The sequence below is a fragment of the Rathayibacter caricis DSM 15933 genome (genome assembly GCF_003044275.1).
GTDB classification, from domain to species: domain Bacteria; phylum Actinomycetota; class Actinomycetes; order Actinomycetales; family Microbacteriaceae; genus Rathayibacter; species Rathayibacter caricis.
Window position 1 is genome coordinate 651,669 of record NZ_PZPL01000001.1, and the last position, 20,359, is coordinate 672,027.

A 20,359-nucleotide genomic window follows, 5' to 3' on the forward strand; every position below is an offset into this window, starting at 1 on the left:
CGACGGCTATGTGCTGGTCAGTGGTGCTGTGTCACTGGCGGCGGGCTGAGGCGTACATGTCCCACGCGGCGAGGGCTCGGGAGTAGTAGGCCGCTCGGTAGGTGGTGGTGTCGTAGCCGTTCCACGCCTCGGGGGTGTTGAAGGCGAAAGCACCTTCCGCGGCCGCGTCGGGGCTGTAGATCTGGTGGACGACGCCGTCTGCGAGCGTGTTGCCCTTGGTGACCAGGTCGGGGAGTCCGAGCCGTCGGCCCTCGCGGATGAGTGTTCCGGCGAATTCGAAGTTCGTTCCAGTCCAGACTTCCGCTGCCTGGAAGCCGGCTTCTCGCGGACGGTTGGGGATGTATCCGTAGGGCTTTCCTCCGATCGGCACGAGGTTCGGCGCGCCGAGCAGCTGCCCGGAGGAGTCCTTGACCTGCGCGAGCTGGTCGAAGGCGGTGGTGAGGTGCGTGCCCACTCGGTCGCGGGGGTTCACGTCGGGGAGCTTGAGCTGCTCGGCGACGTGCTGGGGCCAGAGGGCGTCGACGAAGACGTCGGTGGCTCGCTCTCCGGCGTCGGTGAAGGAGTAGTAGCTCCCGGTCCAGAACGCCTTGTCGTAGGCGGCCCGTGATGCGACTGCTGTCTGCTTGAGGGCGCCGACGTCGACACCAGCTGCTTCGGGGATCCCGAGGCGCTGGGCGTCCTTCGTCGCGGCCGCCATGATCTCGGTGCCGAGGATGTAGAGGCCCGAGTTGTAGACGCCGTGCACTCCCCCGGACTGCCCCATGATGTCGTACGTGCTGGCGAAGACGGCGGCCTCGGTCGGGAGGGTGTCACCTGCGGGGATCCGCGGCTGGACGTCGTTCTGCCAGAGGCGCAGCATCGCCGGGTAGGCGTCCCGCAGCAGGGACTTGTCCCCGGTGCTCTGGTAGGTGGCGTACGCACGGATGAGGTACTTGATGGGGCGGTCGAAGAACGTCGATTCGGGAGCGGCGGGAGCAGCGGACTTCTCCCAGAGGAGCCACGGCGCTTCGAGCTGCCACCAGATGTAGCCCTCGACAGGCGGGTTGAACCCGGGGCTGCCGGGCACCAATCCGTTCGGGTCCTGGTTGATCATGTCGGAGGTGGCGCGGACCCAGGAGGCTTCGGTCGAGGGGAACAGCTCGCGGAGCGCGATCGCCATCTGGCCCTGAACGTCGGTCTCTCCGGCGTCAGCCCAGCCGCCTCCGGTGAGGCTGTGGAACAGGTGCGTGCCGGGCTTCGAACCTGGTCTGGGCTGATCCGTCTTGTAGGGACTGGAGACGAGTCCCGACTCCCAGAAGGAGCCGTTGAAGGGGAGCTGGCCGAGTTCGTTCAGCGCGGCCATGCGGATGGAGGGCGAGATCGAAGGATCGGTCGCCACGGGCGCCCACCAGCGGGCGACGTTCAGGGCGGCCTTGTTAGCTCGCGTGAGGTTGCGCGTTGCGATCTCGAACCCCTGGTTGCCGGGGTAGCTGCCCGCGATGTAGTTGTTCTGCTCGTCCTCGCGTCCTCCGTAGAAGGAGGTGTAGCGGCGCATCCAGGAGGTGTCGCTCTCGGTGCCGAACGTGATCTGCGGGAAGTCCCAGGCGAGGATGTAGCGGACGACCTTCTTCTCGTGGGCGCGCAGGTTCATGTCGACCGCGAGGGCGCTGGCGGAGTTGCTGCTGTCGAGGGCGCTGTCGGGCAGGCGTCCGGTGTCGCTGAACGGTGCGTAGATGTCGGAGCCGTCGCCGTCGGCGTTCCAGGACGTCGCGTAGCTGACGTTCTGGCCGGGCTCGGCGCGGACGGCGGTGGTCCACTCGCTGTTCTGAGAGTCTGCGGTGTTCTCGGGGCTGGAGGCGCCGAGGGTGATGCCGGTGACCTTGTTGCTGCGATCCTCCGACTTCTCACTCGTGAAGCCGGTGCGCACGCTCGGCACGCCGCTCGGGGTGTTCTGGACGGTGCTGGCGACGTGGGCGGGAGCGTTGGGGAAGGTGAACATCGTCGACACCTTCGTGCTCTTGCTCGTCTCGTTCGTGAGCTCGACGTCGAAGTAGGCCACCGGCTGCGACGAGGACTCGTCGTCACCGGCCACGATCGGCGTCCAGAACGTCGTCGACACCTTGGTGGAGGGCACCGGGTCGTCGTAGTCCATCCGTCCGAAGGGGTACAGCGCGCTGTAGGTGCCGCTGCCTTCCTCGAGGGTCGACCAGGCGGGGAGGACGGAGCCGAACTCGTCGGTGTTCACGGCGAGGGTCTTCGTGGTCGGGGCCTGGCCCGACTGCTGCTCCCGGACATGGATGGCGGCCTGGGAGAGGATGCGGTTCTCGTAGTTCGTGTTGGAGGAGCCGCCCATGTTCCAGGGACCGAAGGTGCCGGCCTGATTGATCATGAACGAGCCGGCTCCGAGCCCGCCGAGCGGGATCCCGAGGCCGTTCTGCGCGATCGGGTTGCCCAGCTGGTAGGGCGAGGTGTTGGGGGCGGTGGTGTCTCCCGCGCACAGCTGCCAGTCCTGGGGGCTGCAGGGAGTGCCTCCGATGTCGCCGAGGGGCCTCTGGTAGGCGGCGTCGCGCAGCGCCGCGAGGCGGGCCGCGAGGACGCCGCTCACCGACGAAGGCGCGGCCTGAGCCGGCGAGAGCGGTGTGACGGCGAAGGCTGCGGCGACAGCGACAGCCACGACGGCGAGACCGCGGCGTCTTCCGCGGATCTGTGGGGTGGTGGGCGATTTCATCGGACTGATGACTCACTTTCGGTCGGCACTGACCTTGCCTTTCGAATCACCTACAGCGTTCTGACGCTGTGGCGGGCGGTGCACCAGCACAGACGGCCGGCGGCCCTCATCGCTGAGAGTTGTACACGTCGCCTCGAAAGTTAACCGAGCGGTTCGGTTTCGCCAAACATAAACGGTCGTTCGTTCTTCGGCAAGAGGCAAACGGCAGAAGAAAAAAGATGTCGCGAGCATTCGCGTCGGAGGCGCGACGGAGCTCCAGACAGGCGGCCAGAACGTCCGCGAGCAGCATCGATAAGACTCGAAGAAGAGGCCTTCCACCGCGCGAGGGTGTCGAAGGCCCAGACGGCAACAGGACGAGGGGATCGAGCGGTTCTGCTCGATCCCCTCGTCCTGAGGTGGTCGTCGTGACGTGCAGCGCGACCGGCGGGTGCGCTGCGAGTGGATCAGCGGCCCGCGAGCGAGCCGCCGATCCCGCCGACGGAGAAGTACCTGTTCAGGAAGGCGAACATGATGACCGGCGGGAGCATCATGACGACGGCGACCGCCATGACGGAACCCCAGTCGGTCGCGTTCTGCTGGAAGAACGACTGCACGCCCATCGGCAGGGTGAAGGTGTCGGTCGAGCGCAGGAAGACGATCGCGACGAGGTAGTCGTTCCAGGCGAGCAGGAACGTGAAGATCGCGGTCGAAAGGATCCCGGGCAGGGAGTTGCGGAGGACGACGCGGATGAAGCCGCCGAAGACGGAGGCGCCATCGATCCACGCCGCCTCTTCGAGTGACATGGGGATGGTGTCGAAGTAGGCCGCCATCATCCACGTGGCGACCGACATGGCCGAGCCGACGTAGATGATCGTGATGCCGACGAGGTTGTCGACGAGGCCGAAGTTCGCGAACAGGATGAACAGCGGCACCACGGAGGTGATGACCGGCAGTGACTGCACGACGAACAGCAGCAGCGAGTATCCCGAGACGAGCTTGTTGCGGCCGCGCGAGAGCACGTAGCCGGCCGGAGCTGCGACCGCGACCGAGATCAGCACCGACGCCAGCGTCACAGCGACCGAGTTGCCCAGCCAGGTGAGGGTGGCGGTCGTGGTGAAGATGTAGCTGAAGTTCTCGAGCGTGAACTCGGTTCCACTGGAGTAGGTACCCGGTCGGACGGAGAGAACCAAAGTCACGAGGATCGGGATGAGGACGATCGCCGTGACCACGACCAGCAGTGCGAACCGTCCCCACTTCCCGCGTTCTCCCTGCGCGACGGCAGCCTTCTGTCGAGGCGCGGGCGTCGGCGCTGCTCGCACGTTCTCGTGCAGGATCGACGTGCTCATTCGATGGCCGACTTTCTGATCTGGCGGTAGAGGACCACGGACACGATGACGAGGGTGATCGTCATCAGGAAGGCGATCGCGACTCCGGGTCCCGTCTGGAAGTCCTGGAAGACCCGCCGGTAGGCGAGCACGACGAGCGAGGTCGTCGCGTCGACCGGACCGCCGCCGGTGAGCAGGTAGATGCTCGGGAAGTCGTTGACGCAGAAGATCGTCATGAGAATCCACGAGATGTAGGTCGACCGCGCAATCAGCGGAAGCGTCATCAGCCGGAACTGCTGCCACTTTGAAGCCCCGTCCATGCCGGACGCCTCATAGACGTTCTCGTCCACGGCCGCCAGCGACGCGGAGGTCATCAGCATCATGAACGGGAACGACACCCACACCTTGAAGACGCACACCATGACCGCCGCCAGAGTGGGATCGGCGAGGAAGAGAGGCGTGCCCCAGCCGAGCGACTCGAACATGGCGGGGACCGGGGAGTCGGGGGTCGCGACCAGGTAGTTCCAGGCCGTCGTCGAGACGACCACCGGGATGATCCACGGGAGCAGGAGCAGGACCTTGAAGGTGCCGGCGGCAGGGACCTTGCTGCGCAGCAGCAGAGCGAGCGCGAGCCCGATGATCCATGATCCGAAGACCCCGACCACGGTGAAGACGACAGTGAAGCCGGCCGCCTTCCAGAACGTCGGCGCCTGGAGGACGTCGGTGAAGTTGCTGAGGCCGACGAAGTCACCCGTGGCGATCAGGGATCCGTTGTGCACGGACTGGACTCCGGCGTAGATGACGGGGTAGGCGTTGATCAGCAGGAGCAGGAACACCGAGGGTGCAACCAGGAGCACCAGGGTGAGTGCTCCGCGGGAGCGGCGGCGCCGCGGGCGGAGGGGCTGGGAGGCCCCTCGCCCGCTCGCGCCGACGCCGGTCGCCGCTCGTTTGAGCGACGACGTGACGCTGGTGGATGTCATCGAGATCGCCTACAGCTCGCCGAGCGAGGTACCCAGCGCTTCGAGGGCGACCTTGGGGTCGGTCTGGCCGGCGAGCATGGTCTGCGCGAAGGCGCGCAGACCCTGACCGCCGTCGATGGAGGCGAGTCGCGCGTCGACGAACGAGGACCGGGCGGCGTAGGTCTTGGCGACCGGCTGCCAGGTGTTGATGATCTTCGTCTTCTCGGTGTCGGCCTGGAACTCCGGCAGCGCGGTGAGCGACTTGAGGATGGGCAGGTTGGACTGGAGGTTCTGCTGGAACAGGGGGGTCATGTTCTTGATCCAGTAGGTGAGGAACTCCTCCGATCCCTCCTGAGAGGGCGTGTTCTTGTACATCATCAGGTTGTTCACGAACTGCAGCGTGCCCTGCTCGCCGCTGGGCGAGGCCATCGGCTCGGCGACGAAGACGTCGGCGTTGGTGTCGCCGAGGGTCGCGTTGAGCCCCGGGGTGTTGATGCCCATCGCGATCGTCCCGTTGGCCCACTGCGCCGTCAGGTTGTCGGTCGAGTAGCTCGGCGAGGCGGGGTCGATGATGCCCTCCTGCGCGAGCTGGCGGACGAACTCCATCGCCTCGATGTTGCGCTCGTTGACGACGTCGAGCTCGCCGTCGGGGTTGTAGAGGCCGCCGCCGTTGTTGATCATCATCACGAGCATGCTGTGCAGGCCGATGTTGTTGTTCGCGCCGGCTCCGCTGCCGAAGGCGAAGAGCCCCTTCGCCTTGAGCGCCCGGGCGACGGTGAAGTACTCGTCCCACGTCGTCGGGACGGTCAGGCCGTTCTCGTCGAAGATGCGCTTGTTGTACCACCACACGCGCATGTCGAGCGCGGAGGGGATCGCCGCGTAACCCTCGGGAGTCTTCAGGCTCTCCACGGTGCCGGGGAGGAAGTCGTCGTAGGTGCCGTCAGCCTTGAACTTCTCGAGGAGGTCATCGGCGTACGCGATGGCGCCCTGCTCGGCGAACTGGAACGCCTGGAAGCCGCCTCCCGTGGACACCGCCGGGCCGGTCTTGGAGGCGATGGCCGAGGAGAAGGTCTGGGAGAAGTTCGACCACTGGATGACCTGGTACTCGGCGGCCGGCAGGGAGCTGCTCGGCTTGTAGGCCTCGGTCAGCTTCTGGGCGGCCGTGCTGTACTCGGCCGGACCCCAGGGCATGTCCCAGAACTTGAGGGCGCCGGAGGACGAGCCGCCGCCACCGGAGGAGCACGCGGCGAGGGTCGCCAGCGCTGCAGCGCCACCAGCGACGCCGAGGAAGCCGCGGCGAGAGAAGGCCGAGCTCTGGAAGATGTGTGTTTGCGTCATTGCAATGTCTCCTTAATGAGGTGAGGGAAGGAAGCTGTGGAGCAGGTCGGGTCAGTGATGAAGCGGAGCGAGGGAGGCGACGATGCCGATGTCGCGCTCGAAATCTTCGAGGTCAGAGGAGGACCTCTCGGAATTCACGAGATCGATCAGGCGTCGCCAGTTGTGTCGGTGCGACGTCTCGAAGCGGGTCGGGAGGAGGGTCTCCCCCGATGCTGTGGTGACTGTCATCCGCAGCGGCCTAGCAGCTACTGGAGAAGGGATCAGGGCATCGATGATCGAGTCCGAGCCCACGGCACGCAGGGACGCCGACCGCGGTAAGGCGTCGGTCACGGTCGCGGTGAGGAGGACGGCACGGCCGCTGTGCAGCCGTCCACGCACCGTGTACCCGTGGGTCGAGCGGAGAACGAGAGCTGCCGAGTCGACAGCCGAGTCGACAGCACGGACGAGCGCGAGCTGATCGAGCAGAGTCTCCTGAAGATCAGCACCGGTCGGTACGACAACCCGTACTTCGAGTAGCGCGCGCGCGTCGAAGCCGGTGAGCTCGGCCTTGACGTTGTCGAGTCCCGGATTTCCCGCGAAAGAGCGATCGAGGACGACAGGCAGATCGAAGTTCGAGAGCCCGCGGAATTCAGGCGCGAGAGGTCCGACGACGAGTACTCCTCGGGCGCCGGCGTCGCGAGCGCGAAGCACCTCGTCGTTCCAACCGGGTGCGCCATCCACTGCGATGAGGTCGACGAATCCCCGGCCGAACGTCAGCGAGACGGGAAGCGAGGAGACGATCGCATCGACCGCTCCCGCCTGGCGTGCAACACCGGTGGTAGCGAGGCTCAGGGCGCTCATGCGAGAACTCCCTCGCTCGCGCGCACACGATCCCCCGAATGGCGGGCGATCTCCAAGGCGAAGCGGAGGTCGTCGATCAGCACCTTCGATGAGATCCGAGGCGCGGACCCGTCGACAGCGAGCGCGATCTCGCGCCACTCCCCCTCGTAGCCGTTGTAGTCGGCCGGAAGGAATGTCTGAACGACACCGCCCCAGGTGAGGGACGCCGTCCCCGAACCTGCCTGAACGTAGGAGGGAGTGAATTCGATGTCGGCGATCTTGTCGTTGCCGATCGCGGTGAGACGCCAGTTCGGAGCCCAGTTCTCACCCATCAGGGCGTGCAGCTCGATCTGAACCGATCCAGCCGACAGCACGATGAGGTAGCCGAACGGCTCGAGCATCTCTGCCGAATGGACCTGGATCTGGTCCCATCCCGGTCCGATCAGCGCACGGATCAGAGGGAGGTCGTGGATCGCGAGACCCATCACCCCGCCGATCACCGCTTCGGCCGCTTCCTCGAGGCTGCCGATGGGAGGCCGCTCCCCTTCCGCGGGGCGTCCCTCCACCTCGGTGGCGAAGTCTTCGAAGCGGGGGTTGGGCGGCAGGACGATCGAGGAGCGGATCGTGTGGACGTCGCCGGCGGCGACACGATCGGAAATGGCGAGCCAAGCGGGATCGTAAGCATGCATGGCACCGACCAGGATCGGCACACCCGTCTCGGCGCTCACGGCTGCGATCTGCTCGGCTTCTTCGGTGGTCATCGCGAACGGCTTCTCGCACAAGACGGCCTTCTTGCCGGCGCGGCAGGCGGCGATGACCTGCTCCGCGTGGAAGCGGTGCGGGGAGCAGATGGCGACGACCTCGACCGCGGGATCAGTCAGGAGCTGCTCCACGTCAGTTGTCCACGCCGCACCGACCCGTGCCGCGACGGACTGAGCGACCTCGGGGCTCACATCCATGATCCGGACGACCTTGAACGTGTCAGTGAGCCGAGCGAGCGCGGGCAAATGGATGGCCTGCGTCACTGGGCCGGCTCCAAGGATGCCGACCCCGATCATGCGAGCGTCCGACGGAAAGATCCGCGTCGGAGACGAGCGAGCAGTGTGCTCGGCGATCCCGGCACGGTGGTGGGGCTCAGCATCAGTTCTCCTCATCATCGAGTGACCGCGCCAAACGTGACCGGCCGGTCGTATTTCCCTGAAACATACACGCGCGTTCAGGTTTAAGCAACGGCCAGATAGAATCACGTTGGAGGCAGCGGATGACAGTGCACGAGGATCGAGCAACGAAGCCGAGGGGTCCTTACAAGAACGGGCTCAAACGTCGGCGCGAGATCGTCGAGGCCGCCACCGTCGTCTTCGGCCAGTACGGCTACCACGGCGGTTCACTGCGGACCATCGCAGAGATGGTCGGGACGACGCCAGCGACCCTGGTCAGCTACTTCACCAGCAAGGAACTGCTGCTGGTCGCCGTCCTCGAGCATTGGAACGTCGTCAGCTCGCAGTCCGAGGGTGAGCAGGGGCTCGATTACTTCCGCGCCAACATCCCGCTCATGCGCTACCACGTCGCACACCCCGGCCTGATTCAGCTCTTCCTCACGATGTCCACCGAGGCAACTCAGGAAGACCACCCGGCGCGATCGTTCATCCGGGCGCGTCAGCAGCGAACGCACCGCATCATGCTGCGCGAGCTCCAGCGAGTCGTAGACGACGGCACCATCGCTCCCCTGCCGCCCGAGCTCATCGAGCGCGAGGTCAGACTGATGATCGGCGTCCTCGACGGCGTTGAGCTCGGCTGGCTGACGGACTCGGGGATCGATCTTGAGGGAGTCGTCCGTCATCACATCGACGAGGCAATCGCTCGATGGAGCGGCCGAACGGTTGCGGTCGTCCGCGAAGAGACCGATGCCTACCTGGCGCGGAGAGTTGTCCGTGCGCCGGGTGCGGTTGCGCGCTCCTGACGAGGGGAGGCTCTCGCGCGCGTCCTCGGCCCGGTCAGCTCAGGTGCCGTGCGAGGGGACTGTTGTCGACGTAGATGCGCTGGTCGGTGAACTTGTCGTCTCGTATGGTGAAGATCGAGCACGCGGTGACGATCTTCTCGGTGCCGTCGTGAAACCGCCACACGCTGTCGACCTCGAAGATGACGACGCCGTCCTCCTCCTGCCAGACGTTGATCAGCGGGTGTGCGAGCGAGTCGACCAGGTCGAGGGTGTCAGTCATCTGCTGCTGGACCGCGGCGCGGCCAGTGACGACGGGTGCGTTGGCGAAGGTCAAGGTGATGTCCTCGGCGTAGTAAGCGCCGAAGCGGGCGCTGTCCTTCGCTTCCATGGCAGCGAAGTAATCGGTGAGCAAGTCGATGGTGTGCTGGCCGGCGCGGGGCATGGCGGGTCGTCCTCAGGGTCGGTGATGGGCGATGGTGGTCGAGTCGCTCAGGCGGGACCGCCGCCGGCGCGATGCAGGAATGCGGGGGCCTGGTCGGCGAGGGCCGTGAGTGCGTCGAGCTGGTCGGTGTCGAGTTCGATGTCTGCTGCGGTGGCATTCGCGCGGAGTTCGCCGGAACTCTCGGGACCGATGATGACCGAGGCGACGGCGGGCCGAGACAGCAGCCAAGCGAGGGACGCCTGGTAGGGCTGCAGTCCCCAGGAGCGGCCGAGTCGATCGACCTCGCGGGCGATCGCTATCTCCGAATCGGTGAAACCGGCCTGCCCGAACCGTTCGTCGCCGGAGATGTTGCGGTCGAGGATGGCCAGGTCAGCGAGAAGCCCGCCGTGCAATGGCGCGTACGGAACGAGGGAGACCCCGAAACGCTCGCACGCGGCGGAGAGTTCGCGTTCTGCGGCACGGTCGATGAGGTTGTACTTGACCTCCGCGGAGACGGGACCGTGGAAGCGTCGATCGTGCGCGATCCACAGCGCGTGTACGAGCTGCCAGGCGGGGTGGTTCGACAGGCCGAAGGAGCGGATCTTGCCCTGACGGATCAGATCGTCGTAGACGGCGAGCGTCTCCTCGAGGGGAGTGTCGGGGTCGGGGTCGTGGGCGTAATAGAGATCGATGTAGTCGGTCTCGAGGCGTCGGAGGCTGGTCTCGACCTGCCGGACGATGTGTCGCCGCGACAGGCCTCGCTGATTGATGTCGTGTCCGACGATGCCGTTGGACTTGGTGGCGATGACCATCTCGTCGCGGCGCCCGCGCAACGCACGCCCGAGAATCTGCTCGGCGGGCTCCCGGTCCGAGGCGGCGGGTGCGCCGGGCCGATCGAAGACAGGCATGTTGCCGTAGACGTCGGCGGTGTCGATGAAGTTGACTCCGAGGTCCCGCGCGGCGCCGACGATGTCATCGACCGCATCGGCAAGGGGGGCGACGCCGAAGGTGGCAGTGCCGAGGCAGATCCGGGAGACCTTGATCCCGGTTCGCCCAAGAACGGAATACCTCATCGAGCGCTCGCTTTCCGGGCTCACTGCGGCCCCTGGGTGCTGAGCCATCGCGATCCGATGGACCTGCGCCGGGCTCGTTCGTGCTGCGACGCTAACGGCAGCGCTGGCGAAGAAGCGATGCCCTCTCAGGGCACCGATAGGAACGGTGGCCGGCGGAAGCATGGGCTCATGTCACGCATTCTGGTCACAGGTTCCACTGACGGGTTGGGGCGGGCGACCGCCGAGAGTCTGCTCCGCAACGGACACGACGTGATCGTTCACGCCCGCTCGTCTCGGCGTGCGGAGTCGGTGGCCGATCTCGTCGATCAGGGCGCGGGGTTGATCATCGCCGACCTCGCAGTTCACGATCAGGTCATCGCCGCGGCTCAGCAGCTCGAGGGCGGGTCCCCCATCGATGCGGTCGTGCACAACGCCGGCGTCATCTCGGGTGCTTCGGTGATCCCGGTGAACGTGGTGGCGCCGTACCTCTTCGCGGCGCTGCTGAGCCGCCCAGTGCGGCACGTATTCCTCAGCAGCAGCATGCACCGTAGCGGCTCCCCAGGCCTGGGCGCCGTCGATTGGTCGGGCCGGACGTCCTCGAGCAGCTACTCCGACAGCAAGCTCTTCGTCACCGCTCTCTCCTGCGCTCTCGCGGCGCAATGGCCCCAGGTGCGGTCGAACGCGGTGGACCCGGGCTGGGTGGCGACGAAGATGGGCGGCGCGGGCGCGCCCGACGACTTCACGCTCGGCCACCAGACCCAGGAATGGCTCGTCACCGACCCCGACACTACGGTCAGCGGCGGGTACTGGTTCCATCGACACCAGCAGGCTCCGCACCCGTCGGCGACCGACTCGGGGTTCCAGGCCGAGTTGTTGCGCACGCTGAGCGCGGCGACGGGTGTGCACTTACCGCGACGCTGATCACTCCAGATCCGCGGGGACCACTCCGGGAGCCGCCGCCCACGAGGCCAGCAGCGCGAGCCGTTCAGCGGTGACCGTGCCCGGTTCTGCGGTGTAGACCATGAGCACGGTGCCGGGGTCGGCGGTGATCATCAGCTCCTCGTAGGAGAGCATCAGCTCGCCGACCTCCGGATGGTGGAAGCGCTTGGTTCCGGAGCCGTGCTGTCGGACGTCGTGTGCGCTCCACAGCCGCCGGAACACGTCGCTGCGGGTGGAGAGCTCGCCGACGAGTTCCTGCATCTCGGGGTCGTGCGGGTCGCGACCTGCCTCGGCGCGCATCACCGCGACGCACATCTCGGAGAAGAGATCCCAGTCGGGGTAGAAGTCCCGGGACGCCGGGTCGAGGAACTGGAATCGGGCAAGGTTCGCGGTTCCCGTGCCGTCGCCGAGCACCGGCGTGTAGAACGCTTTCGCGAGTTCGTTGGCGGCGAGGAGGTTCTGACGCTGGTCGCGGACGACGGCGATGCCGTCGTGGATGACGCCGAGCACCTGGCGAAGGCTCTGCCGCTGCAAGGCTCGGGATGAGCGGCGGCCTCGCGGGCGGGCGGCGAGGGTGTTCCCGTCCGCGGCGCGGGCGAGGTCGAACAGGTGGCTGCGCTCCGGCTCGGTGAACTGGAGCGCTCTCGCGATCGCCTCCAGCACGGCCGAGGACGCCCCGGCGATCTGGCCGCGTTCGATGCGTCCGTAGTACTCCACGCTGAGACCGGCGAGGGTCGCGACTTCACTGCGCCGAAGTCCGGCTACTCGGCGGCGGCCGCCGCCAGGAAGCCCGGCCTGCTCCGGCGTGAGCCGCGCCCGCCGGGTGATCAGGAACTCGCGCACTTCCGCCCTGTTATCCATGCCGCCAGCGTAGGTCTGCCGTGCAACTGCTATCCGTGCCCTCTCAGGGCACGTTCCAGGAGGGACTCCCTTCCAGCGCCAGGGTGCCGTTGAGTGGATTACCGGTCGTCCCCACCCCCCCCTCTTATCCTTCAGGAATTCACAGTGCCGCTCCCCCGGCTGACCTACCCGCTCACTGCGGGGACGTTCCTCATGGGGACCACCGAGTTCGTCATCGCGGGTCTGCTCCCCGACTTGGCACGCACCTTCGGCATCCCAGTCGGACACGCGGGCCTGGCGATCACCGCCTTCGCTATCGGAATGGTCATCGGCCCGCCCGTCATCACCCTCGCGACCTTGCGTGTCTCCCGCCGGACAGTACTCATCTCGGCGTTACTGGTCTTCGCTCTCGGACAGGTTCTCGCCGCGACGACACCCTGGTTCGGCGTGTTCCTCGTCGCACGCTTCGTGACCGCCCTCGCCACCGGTGCCTTCTGGGCCGTCGCATCCGTCGTCGCTGCACGCGCCGCAGGGCCCTCAAGCGCCGCAAGAGCACTCGGCATCGTCATGGGTGGAGGCAACATCGCCACCGTCCTGGGAGTACCCCTCGGAGCCGTCGCGGGATTCCTGGTCGGCTGGCAGGTCGTCTTCTGGGCTCTCGCCGCCGCCGCAGTGCTCCTCGTCGTCCCGGTCTGGCGGTCCGTGGAACCGACGGCCGAGACAGCACAGGTGTCCCTGAGGGCAGAGCTTCGGGGCCTCCGATCCGCGCAGCTGTGGCTCGTCCTCGCAACGTGTGCGTGCATCACCGCAGGCGTCCTCTCCACCTACGGGTACATCAGCCCGCTACTCACCGAGAGAGCCGGTCTGCCGGAGGCGGCCATCCCGATCGCGCTCGTCGTCTTCGGCGTCGGTTCCGTCATCGGCAGTCTCGTCGGAGGCCGCCTCGGCGACCACCGACCCCTCAGCACCGCCTTCGCCGTCGGAGTCCTCACCCTCGCCGCAACAATCGCCATCGCCCTCACCTCGACCAGTGCCGTCAGCGTCCTCCTCTGCTTCGGAGTGCTGGGCCTGGTCGGACTCTCTGCGAACCCGATCCTCGTCGCCCTCGCAACCAACCTCGGCGGAGACGCCCCGAACCTCACCACAGCCATGCCGACGTCCACCTTCAACCTCGGAACCGCAATCGGCACTGGCATCGCCGCAACTTCCCTGAGCGGCCCTCTTGGTCCGTCAGGGCCCGTCAGCGTCGGCATCGCCGCCGGCGTGCTGATGTTCCTTCCACTCACGGTTCTCGCTCTCCGAACCCGCACGCACACCACGACCAGAACGCACCTCCCAGCGACAAAGGAACCCGTCCGGTGACGGCACAGCACATCGACCATCCCCGCAGGATCAAGCCCCCGTCTGCACCGCGCACCCCGACCGGAAAGAGCATCTCGTGACCGAACAACCACGACAGGTCGGCGGCGGCCGCCGCACCCTCGGCGACTTCTCGCCCAAACTCGCCGCCCTCACCGACGACGTCCTCTTCGACGATCTCTGGAACAGGCGAGAGCTATCCGCTCGAGACCGAAGCCTCATCACCGTCGCCGTCCTCACCGCCGGCGGTGACCTCGACCAGCTGCGCTTCCACCTCGGCCGCGCCATCGAGAACGGCGTCACCTCCGACGAGCTGATCGAAGCGATCACCCACGTGACGTTCTACGCGGGCTGGCCGAAGGGAATGGGCGCCATGACCGTCGCTAAGGAAGTTCTCGCTCCACAGACGGAGGAACAAAAGTGAACATCGAACCGTCCCCTCCCACCATCAAGAACCCCCCCCGGAGCAGTTCGCTGGTGACGTGCGGCTCGACATGATCGCCATCCCCCACGAGGACTCCCAGCACATGACCGTCGGACTCGTCCGCTTCGCCCCCGGCGCCCGAACTGCCTGGCACTCGCACGAACGAGGCCAGTACCTCCGCGTCACTCAGGGCATCGGACGCTTCGGCACGCGAGACGGACAGATCATCGAGGTGCACCCCGGGCAGACGCTCTACACACCACCCGGGCAGCAGCACTGGCACGCCGCCGCTCCCGGCGCGTTCATGGAGCACATCGCCATGACCGAGAACGGAGACGACGCGTCCTCCACCACCACCTGGTTCGAGCACATCACCGACGCTCACTACGACGGCGCATGACCGAGACGACGGCGCCATCGAACTGGCCGTCGGCGGTCCTGGCCGCGATCGCCGAGAGCGACGACCTCCATGTGTCGCCTCTCCGGGACGACGGCATCACACACGGCACCCCGACGTGGATCTGGTCGGTCGTCATCGACGGCAGCCTCTACGTCCGCCCCTGGAACGGGCGCCGTTCACGGTGGTACCGAGCCGCCGTCACTCAACAGGCCGGCCGGATCCGCGCTGCAGGCACCGAACACGAGGTGCGATTCGAGCAAGCGAACCCCTCAATGAGGACACCCGTCAGCGCCGCCTACGAGCGCAAATACGCCAGCAGCCCCTACCTCCCACCCATGCTGCAGGACGGCCGGCCAGCGCCACCATCCGCATCACTCCTGTCGCCTGACGGCCAACCACAGAAAAGAAGCACACCCCCCCGAGGGAGTGCAAGAAAGGACCACCCATGAAGGCAACTCTCATGTACGGAGCCGGCGACGTCCGTGTCGAGAACGTTCCCGACCCTGTCATCCAGAACCCCACCGACGCGATCATCCGCGTCACCTACGCCTGCGTCTGCGGCTCCGACCTCCACCCGTACCACGACCTTCCGGACACCCCCGGCGGACGCCGAATGGGCCACGAAGCCATCGGCATCATCGAGCAGATCGGCGACGACGTCACCACTCTGACCATCGGCGACACCGTCATCATCCCGTTCGCCTGGTCCGACGGGACCTGCGCATTCTGCCGCGACGGCATCACAACCTCCTGCGTCCACGGCGGCTTCTTCGACGGCGCCCCCTCCGCCACCCAAGCCGAGAAACTCCTCGTCCCCTACGCTGACGGCACCGCAGTCGTCATCCCGCCGGGCACCGACGAGGCTCTCATGCCATCCCTGCTGACCCTGTCCGACGTCTACCTCACCGGCTACCACGCCGCCGTGCGCGGTGGCGTCGAAGCCGGAAAGACCGTCGCCGTCATCGGCGACGGCGCCGTCGGCCTCTCCGCAGTCCTCGCCGCACAACAGCTCGGCGCCGAGACGATCATCCTCATGGGCCGGCACACCGACCGCACCGACCTCGGCCGCACCTTCGGCGCCACTCATGTCGTCGCGGAACGAGGTGATGAAGGAGTAGCGAAGGTGATGGAAATCACTAACGGTGAAGGCGCACACATCGTCCTCGAAGCCGTCGGCCACATGCCGGCCTACGAGCAGGCATACGGCATCGTCCGTCCCGGAGGCACGATCAGTCGCGTCGGCGTCCCTCAGTACGAGGACGCCGCCGTCGGCTTCGCCTCGCTGTTCGGCAAGAACGCCACACTCACCGGCGGCCCAGCCACGGTCCGCGCCTACCTCGAGGCGGTCCTCCCCCAGGTCCTGGACGGAACCATCGAGCCCGGCAAGGTCTTCGACCGCGAACTACCGCTAGCCGACATCGCCGAGGCCTACCGGCTGATGGACTCCCGCGAAGCCCTCAAGGTGCTCATCCGCCCGTAGACACTCAGCAGCAGACGAGCCCGGGACACCCGGAATCCGGGCTCGTCGATGTCTTGTAATCGAGATTATGTCAATCGAGCCTTGGGCGCCGCAGCGCGGTCGAGCCGAGGGAGCGGGATGCCACCGTCGAGCTCCGCTTGGTGCACCTACGGCCTCTCGTGCGCATCCGTCAGGCTGAGACGCCGACGATGCTCGGGGCAGTGCCGGAGACCCTCCTGCACGAGCGTCGGCGGTGGATCCGAGTCCGGCCCCTCCTCTGCGGTCGATCGATCACCGCGTAGTCGGTCGAGGACGATCTACACGTACTCATCGTTACGGCTTCGCTGATCGTCAGCCTGCGGCCCAGAGGCAGAACCCCGGGGGCTCGCAGGCTCCACGAGCAGCGCCCGACGAGAAATCAGTCCTCGTCCAGCGCGGACAGCTCCCGCAGCGCCCCCCGCGCGCGCGCCACCCGCGCCTCCTCCGGCTCGTCCCACCACGCCGGCCCGCGCTCGCCGAGCCCGTGCTTCGCCAATCCCACCCGAACGCGCGCAGCCGCGACCGCGTCCTCATCTCCGGCACGCTTCCCCGACCGCACTCCCGAGCGCCCCCTCCCCAGATGCGAGGTCAGCGCAGCGACGAGATCAGCGGGCAGGATCGGATCCGTGCGCCGCCAGCGGCGCCCGCCGACGACCAGCCAGCGCTCGTCGTCCTCGTCAGTCACGTCCGTCGCTCCCCACGTCCAGCCCCGGCTCAGCGCCGCGACACCAGCCCCGATAGGGCGGCGAATGCCCTCTCCGGACCGGTCGTGCCGGTGAGCTCCTCCGCCAGCGCGTCGAGTCGCTCCCTCGCCGGTCCGCCCAGCGCGAGCATCCGCGCGGCCGCCTCGGCAAGAGCCGACGCAGGTGCCACGTTGGGGTCGAGCACCTCCGCGACCCCCGCATCCTCCAGCGCCGCAGCCCCGGCGAACTGATCCGTCGAGAACGGCAGGACCACCAGCGGCACCCCCGCGGTCATCGACTCCGTGACGCTGTTGTTCCCGCCGTGGGTGACGGCCAGCGCGGCGCGTCCCAGCAGCGTGACCTGCGGGAGGAACCCGCGGACGAGCCACGACGACGGGACGTCGCCGAGGGCCGCGCGGTCCGTCGCTCCGGAGGCGAGGGCGACCCGCACCGGGCGGCCGTCGACCGAGACCGTGGCGAGGGCGGCGGCGACGCGGGCGAGCACGTCGTCGCGCACCGAGAGGAAGCTGCCGAAGCTGACGTAGACGACCGGGTCGTCCGAGGCGGCCAGCCACTCCTCGACCTCCGCGTCGACGGGCTCGGAGCGGACCGCCGAGCCGAGGAACGCGTGCGGAGGCAGCTGGGCGGTGCGGGCCGGGTCGTGCAGCTCGCCGGGGTAGTTCAGCAGCAGCACGTCACCCGACTCGGCGAACGCGTCCTGGCTGGCGGGGGCGGCGGAGTCGAGCGAGGCGAGGGCGGCGTTCCACTCGGCGGTGAACGAGTCGCGGACCTCGTCGCAGAGGGCGCGCAGGGCGGTGAGGTCGTCCGGGTCCGGCGCGAAGGCGTCTGGCCAGACGGGCGGGAACCCGTAGACCTCGCCGGGCACCGTCAGGGCGCTCGGATGCCCGAGCACGACGTCGCCGTAGGGCACGCCGAGCGCGCGCAGCGCGACGCGGGCGGTGAAGGCGAGGTGGTCCACGACGATCGCGTCGGGCTGCACCTCGTCGAGGATCTCGCGCAGCCGGGCCGCGACTCCGGCCGGGTCCCACAGCAGGTCGGTCAGCCGCTCGCGCGCCTGGTAGGCGAGGGTCGGGACCATGCCCCGCCGGGTCGCCGCGAAGAAGCCGCGGAGCGACTCCCCCTCGTCGGGAGCCTGCTCCTCGGCTCGGATCGTGCCGGGGTTCGAGCCGCGTCCGAGTCGGAGCGAGGTGTGCTCGAAGCCGAAGTCGTCGACGATCGCGCGGGTCGCGTCGCCCGTCGCGACCACCACGCGCTCGCCGGCCGCGCGCCAAGCGGTGCCGAGCGTCGCGAGCGGGAGCAGGTGGGAGGCGTAGTCGGGACTGACGATCAGCAGGGTCATGACGCTCCGAGCACGAGGTCCGAGCGCAGCGGCCGCTCCTGGTCGGCCGTCGCGTGCGCGTAGACGCCGGCGAGGGCGCGCGCCATGGCCTCGATCGTGTACCGCTCGGCGACCATCGCTCGGCCGCGCTCGGCGGCGTGCTCGGCGAGCGGGCCCGCGGCGAGCTCGAGGGCCGACGTCGCGGCTCCGGCGAGCGCCGTCGCGTCGGCGGTGTCGATGAGGAAGCCGGTCACGCCGTCCTCGACGTAGGTCACCGGGCCGCCGGTCGCGGGAGCGACGACGACGAGGCCCGCGGCGAGCGCTTCGAGCAGGGCGATGCCGAACTCCTCCTTGACGCTCGCGCAGACGTACGCGCCTCCAGGAGCGGCGAGCCCGGGGCGGCCGTGCCGGACCGCGCCGAGCCAGCGGGCCACGGTGCCGTTCGGGCGGTGACCGGCGAGCAGCAGTCCGTCCTCCGCCCCTCCGGCGGCGAGGATGCGGTCGAGCTGCTCGCGCTCGTCGGGGCTCGGGTCGGCGAGGTCGCCGCCCACGAGCACGAGGTTCGCGCGGCTCCTCAGGGCGGAGTCGCCCGCCCAGGCCTCGGCGAGCGCCGCCATGCCCTTCACCCGGTGCAGTCGGCCGACGCTGAGCAGCAGGGGCAGCTCGCGCCGGTCGCGGGGCAGGGCCGCGAGCAGGTCGTCCAGGGCCGAGAGGTCGTCGCCGACGTCGATCGCGACGTCCTCGCCCGCCGCGGAGGCGCGGGCGGCCTGCTCGCCGCGCTCCACCAGGCGCACGTCGATTCCCTCCGGGACGATCGTGTGCCGCTCCGGATGCGCGGTGATGTCGATCCCGATCAGCTCGCGCATGCTCTGCGCCAGGTCGGCGCGGGGGAAGAGCACGGTGTGCGCGGCGTCGGCGGCGAGGCGCTGCACGAGCCGCACGCGGAACCAGAAGTGCTCGGCGGAGTCGCGGTCGCCGAAGTCGGCGCGCGAGAGGGTCCCCGCGGCGTCGAGGCCGGCGATGAGGGCGTGCGGGTCGGGAGCGACGGTGAAGACCACCGGGATCTCGAGCTCGCGGGCGACCGCGGCGGCGGCGAGCGACCCGACGTCGGCCATGCGCAGGTGCAGCACGTCGACCCGGCCCGCCGCGCGCAAAATGCGGCGGATGCCGCGCTCGGCGGCGATCCGGCGGGGCCAGGCCTCGGGCATCGGGACGGCCGGGCCCGCGAAGGGCACCGGAGCGAAGCCGTGCCCGGCCGAGGGCAGGTCGGCGAGAGCGCGCTCCGCCTCCGCGGGAGTGCCGCGCGAGAGGGTCAGGACGCGCTCGATCCCGTCCTCTCCCCCGAGGGCGTCGCCGAGGCGGACGAGCAGCGTGGCGATGCCTCCGTTGTCGCCGGCGCCGACCCGGGTCAGGGTGCCGTCGATGTCGGCGTGCAGGAAGAGCTGCGCGATCGTGGGGCCGGCGTCGGCGACCGGAGCCGGTGCGTGGTCGAGCAGGGCGACGCGGGCGATCGAGCCCAGCGGTCCCTCCACGGCGATGAGGCGCGAGAGCAGCAGCTCGGCGTCGTCCGAGCGGCGCTCGCCCAGAGCGTCGATCGCGGCGGCCCGGGCGTCGAACCCCTCCGCCTCGTCGGCGGCGAGCTCGAGCAGGGTGCGCTCGGCGATCGGGCCCGGCACCAGGCCGAGCGTCTCGACGAACCGGGAGCGGGCACCGGGATCGCGCTCGCCGATCAGTGCGCCCTCGAGGGCGAGCGAGAGCGGCTCCGGAGTCGAGGAGCCCCAGAGCAGCAGCGTGCGCTGCGCGAGCATCCCGACGAAGCCGCCCGCCCCGACCATCCGCAGGAGCGGGCCGATCGCGCTCGGCCTCGGCAGCCGACCGCCGAACGCCCAGGCGGCATGCTCGCGGATGAAGGCCCGCTCGTCGGCGAGCAGGCGGAGGAGGGCGAGGTCCGCCTCCTCGTCGAAGACCTGCGCCAGGGAGTGCACGGCGGCGATGGCGGTCAGCTGGTCCGACGGATCGAGGGCGGCGCGGGTGAGCAGGCGCACGGCGCGTCCGCCTCCGTCGCTCACGGCCGCGATGGTGAGCTCGTCAGCGGCGCGGACGGCCTCGAGCAGCGTCGGTGCGCCGCGCACGGCATCGAGAACGGTCTGGGTGGCCACGGTTCACCTGGTCTCGTCGGTACGGATGGAGCAGCGCGCCCACTCCGGGAGTCCTTCGGAGCCGTCGGGCTCCCGGGATCGCGGCGTCGGCGGACCGAGTACGAGCATGCCGCGCCGGGTCCTGGGATTTCACCACTTGCGCAGACCCCCACGATGTGCGCACTGTCAAGGGGGTACCG

At 68.4% G+C, this 20,359-nt stretch carries 18 protein-coding genes and 1 pseudogene; 7 read left to right on the forward strand and 12 right to left on the reverse strand.

Annotated features, from left to right (window positions below; genetic code table 11):
* Window positions 1–31: 31 nt before the first annotated feature.
* The 6 genes from C1I63_RS03055 to C1I63_RS03080 form a co-directional block, all read right to left on the reverse strand.
* Complete coding sequence (locus C1I63_RS03055; protein ID WP_170116301.1) at window positions 32–2,584, reverse strand: GH116 family glycosyl-hydrolase; 2,553 nt, start codon at window positions 2,582–2,584, stop codon at window positions 32–34.
* Window positions 2,585–3,150: 566 nt separating this feature from the next.
* Window positions 3,151–4,032: a carbohydrate ABC transporter permease gene (locus C1I63_RS03060; protein WP_107573728.1), complete on the reverse strand. Its 882-nt coding sequence runs from the start codon at window positions 4,030–4,032 to the stop codon at window positions 3,151–3,153.
* Window positions 4,029–4,991, reverse strand: coding sequence for a carbohydrate ABC transporter permease (locus tag C1I63_RS03065; RefSeq protein WP_107573729.1), 963 nt, complete (start codon window positions 4,989–4,991; stop codon window positions 4,029–4,031). The genes C1I63_RS03060 and C1I63_RS03065 overlap by 4 nt, the downstream gene beginning before the upstream one ends.
* A 9-nt stretch (window positions 4,992–5,000) precedes the next feature.
* Window positions 5,001–6,308 (reverse strand): ABC transporter substrate-binding protein, encoded by a 1,308-nt coding sequence (locus tag C1I63_RS03070; RefSeq protein WP_107573730.1) that lies wholly within the window; start codon window positions 6,306–6,308, stop codon window positions 5,001–5,003.
* Between the two features lie 51 nt (window positions 6,309–6,359).
* Window positions 6,360–7,148, reverse strand: coding sequence for a hypothetical protein (locus C1I63_RS03075; protein ID WP_107573731.1), 789 nt, complete (start codon window positions 7,146–7,148; stop codon window positions 6,360–6,362).
* A complete protein-coding gene (locus tag C1I63_RS03080; protein WP_107573732.1) occupies window positions 7,145–8,185 on the reverse strand; it encodes a Gfo/Idh/MocA family protein in 1,041 nt (346 codons plus the stop codon). Before C1I63_RS03080 ends, C1I63_RS03075 begins: the two co-directional genes overlap by 4 nt.
* A 203-nt stretch (window positions 8,186–8,388) precedes the next feature.
* Between C1I63_RS03080 and C1I63_RS03085 the strand changes: the two genes are divergently transcribed.
* Window positions 8,389–9,087, forward strand: coding sequence for a TetR/AcrR family transcriptional regulator (locus tag C1I63_RS03085; RefSeq protein WP_107573733.1), 699 nt, complete (start codon window positions 8,389–8,391; stop codon window positions 9,085–9,087).
* Between the two features lie 34 nt (window positions 9,088–9,121).
* On the opposite strand, the gene C1I63_RS03090 is transcribed toward C1I63_RS03085, so the two are convergent.
* Both C1I63_RS03090 and C1I63_RS03095 read right to left on the reverse strand, forming a co-directional pair.
* The gene (locus C1I63_RS03090; RefSeq protein ID WP_107573734.1) at window positions 9,122–9,508 is read right to left on the reverse strand and encodes a nuclear transport factor 2 family protein; all 387 of its coding nucleotides are present in this window, start codon (window positions 9,506–9,508) and stop codon (window positions 9,122–9,124) included.
* Between the two features lie 47 nt (window positions 9,509–9,555).
* Window positions 9,556–10,584 (reverse strand): aldo/keto reductase, encoded by a 1,029-nt coding sequence (locus tag C1I63_RS03095; RefSeq protein ID WP_244906966.1) that lies wholly within the window; start codon window positions 10,582–10,584, stop codon window positions 9,556–9,558.
* Between the two features lie 144 nt (window positions 10,585–10,728).
* On the opposite strand from C1I63_RS03095, the gene C1I63_RS03100 reads away from it, so the two are divergent.
* Entirely contained in the window at window positions 10,729–11,460 is a 732-nt protein-coding gene (locus tag C1I63_RS03100; RefSeq protein ID WP_107573736.1) for an SDR family NAD(P)-dependent oxidoreductase, read from the forward strand.
* On the opposite strand, the gene C1I63_RS03105 is transcribed toward C1I63_RS03100, so the two are convergent.
* Window positions 11,461–12,339: a helix-turn-helix transcriptional regulator gene (locus tag C1I63_RS03105; RefSeq protein WP_107573737.1), complete on the reverse strand. Its 879-nt coding sequence runs from the start codon at window positions 12,337–12,339 to the stop codon at window positions 11,461–11,463.
* A 144-nt stretch (window positions 12,340–12,483) separates the two neighbouring features.
* On the opposite strand from C1I63_RS03105, the gene C1I63_RS03110 reads away from it, so the two are divergent.
* The 5 genes and pseudogenes from C1I63_RS03110 to C1I63_RS03130 all read left to right on the forward strand — a co-directional run bounded on the left by C1I63_RS03110 (window position 12,484) and on the right by C1I63_RS03130 (window position 15,981).
* On the forward strand, window positions 12,484–13,680 hold the full coding sequence (locus C1I63_RS03110; protein WP_211315556.1) for an MFS transporter: 1,197 nt from the start codon (window positions 12,484–12,486) through the stop codon (window positions 13,678–13,680).
* A gap of 76 nt (window positions 13,681–13,756) precedes the next feature.
* Window positions 13,757–14,101 carry a carboxymuconolactone decarboxylase family protein gene (locus tag C1I63_RS03115; RefSeq protein ID WP_107573738.1) on the forward strand — a complete coding sequence of 115 codons (345 nt, stop codon included), beginning with the start codon at window positions 13,757–13,759 and terminating at the stop codon, window positions 14,099–14,101.
* Window positions 14,098–14,501, forward strand: a pseudogene (locus C1I63_RS03120) ((R)-mandelonitrile lyase). Before C1I63_RS03115 ends, C1I63_RS03120 begins: the two are co-directional and overlap by 4 nt.
* Window positions 14,498–14,950: a DUF2255 family protein gene (locus C1I63_RS03125; RefSeq protein WP_107573739.1), complete on the forward strand. Its 453-nt coding sequence runs from the start codon at window positions 14,498–14,500 to the stop codon at window positions 14,948–14,950. Before C1I63_RS03120 ends, C1I63_RS03125 begins: the two are co-directional and overlap by 4 nt.
* The gene (locus C1I63_RS03130; protein WP_211315557.1) at window positions 14,947–15,981 is read left to right on the forward strand and encodes a zinc-binding dehydrogenase; all 1,035 of its coding nucleotides are present in this window, start codon (window positions 14,947–14,949) and stop codon (window positions 15,979–15,981) included. The genes C1I63_RS03125 and C1I63_RS03130 overlap by 4 nt, the downstream gene beginning before the upstream one ends.
* 397 nt (window positions 15,982–16,378) lie before the next feature.
* Here C1I63_RS03130 and C1I63_RS03135 read toward each other — a convergent pair whose 3' ends face one another.
* The 3 genes from C1I63_RS03135 to C1I63_RS03145 are packed head-to-tail and all read right to left on the reverse strand — an operon-like array spanning window position 16,379 to window position 20,180.
* A complete protein-coding gene (locus tag C1I63_RS03135; RefSeq protein WP_107573741.1) occupies window positions 16,379–16,684 on the reverse strand; it encodes a biopolymer transporter Tol in 306 nt (101 codons plus the stop codon).
* A 29-nt stretch (window positions 16,685–16,713) separates the two neighbouring features.
* A complete protein-coding gene (locus C1I63_RS03140; protein WP_107573742.1) occupies window positions 16,714–18,042 on the reverse strand; it encodes a glycosyltransferase in 1,329 nt (442 codons plus the stop codon).
* The gene (locus C1I63_RS03145; protein ID WP_107573743.1) at window positions 18,039–20,180 is read right to left on the reverse strand and encodes a glycosyltransferase; all 2,142 of its coding nucleotides are present in this window, start codon (window positions 20,178–20,180) and stop codon (window positions 18,039–18,041) included. Before C1I63_RS03145 ends, C1I63_RS03140 begins: the two co-directional genes overlap by 4 nt.
* Window positions 20,181–20,359 lie beyond the last annotated feature (179 nt).

What these genes read in the sequence shown, in the direction of transcription:
- C1I63_RS03090 (WP_107573734.1), bottom strand. Translation starts at nt 9,508, where the DNA reads ATGCCCCGCGCCGGCCAGCACACCATCGACTTGCTCACCGATTACTTC.
- C1I63_RS03070 (WP_107573730.1), bottom strand. Translation starts at nt 6,308, where the DNA reads ATGACGCAAACACACATCTTCCAGAGCTCGGCCTTCTCTCGCCGCGGC.
- C1I63_RS03085 (WP_107573733.1), top strand. Translation starts at nt 8,389, where the DNA reads ATGACAGTGCACGAGGATCGAGCAACGAAGCCGAGGGGTCCTTACAAG.
- C1I63_RS03100 (WP_107573736.1), top strand. Translation starts at nt 10,729, where the DNA reads ATGTCACGCATTCTGGTCACAGGTTCCACTGACGGGTTGGGGCGGGCG.
- C1I63_RS03080 (WP_107573732.1), bottom strand. Translation starts at nt 8,185, where the DNA reads ATGATCGGGGTCGGCATCCTTGGAGCCGGCCCAGTGACGCAGGCCATC.
- C1I63_RS03105 (WP_107573737.1), bottom strand. Translation starts at nt 12,339, where the DNA reads ATGGATAACAGGGCGGAAGTGCGCGAGTTCCTGATCACCCGGCGGGCG.
- C1I63_RS03065 (WP_107573729.1), bottom strand. Translation starts at nt 4,991, where the DNA reads ATGACATCCACCAGCGTCACGTCGTCGCTCAAACGAGCGGCGACCGGC.
- C1I63_RS03060 (WP_107573728.1), bottom strand. Translation starts at nt 4,032, where the DNA reads ATGAGCACGTCGATCCTGCACGAGAACGTGCGAGCAGCGCCGACGCCC.
- C1I63_RS03140 (WP_107573742.1), bottom strand. Translation starts at nt 18,042, where the DNA reads ATGACCCTGCTGATCGTCAGTCCCGACTACGCCTCCCACCTGCTCCCG.
- C1I63_RS03075 (WP_107573731.1), bottom strand. Translation starts at nt 7,148, where the DNA reads ATGAGCGCCCTGAGCCTCGCTACCACCGGTGTTGCACGCCAGGCGGGA.
- C1I63_RS03125 (WP_107573739.1), top strand. Translation starts at nt 14,498, where the DNA reads ATGACCGAGACGACGGCGCCATCGAACTGGCCGTCGGCGGTCCTGGCC.
- C1I63_RS03130 (WP_211315557.1), top strand. Translation starts at nt 14,947, where the DNA reads ATGAAGGCAACTCTCATGTACGGAGCCGGCGACGTCCGTGTCGAGAAC.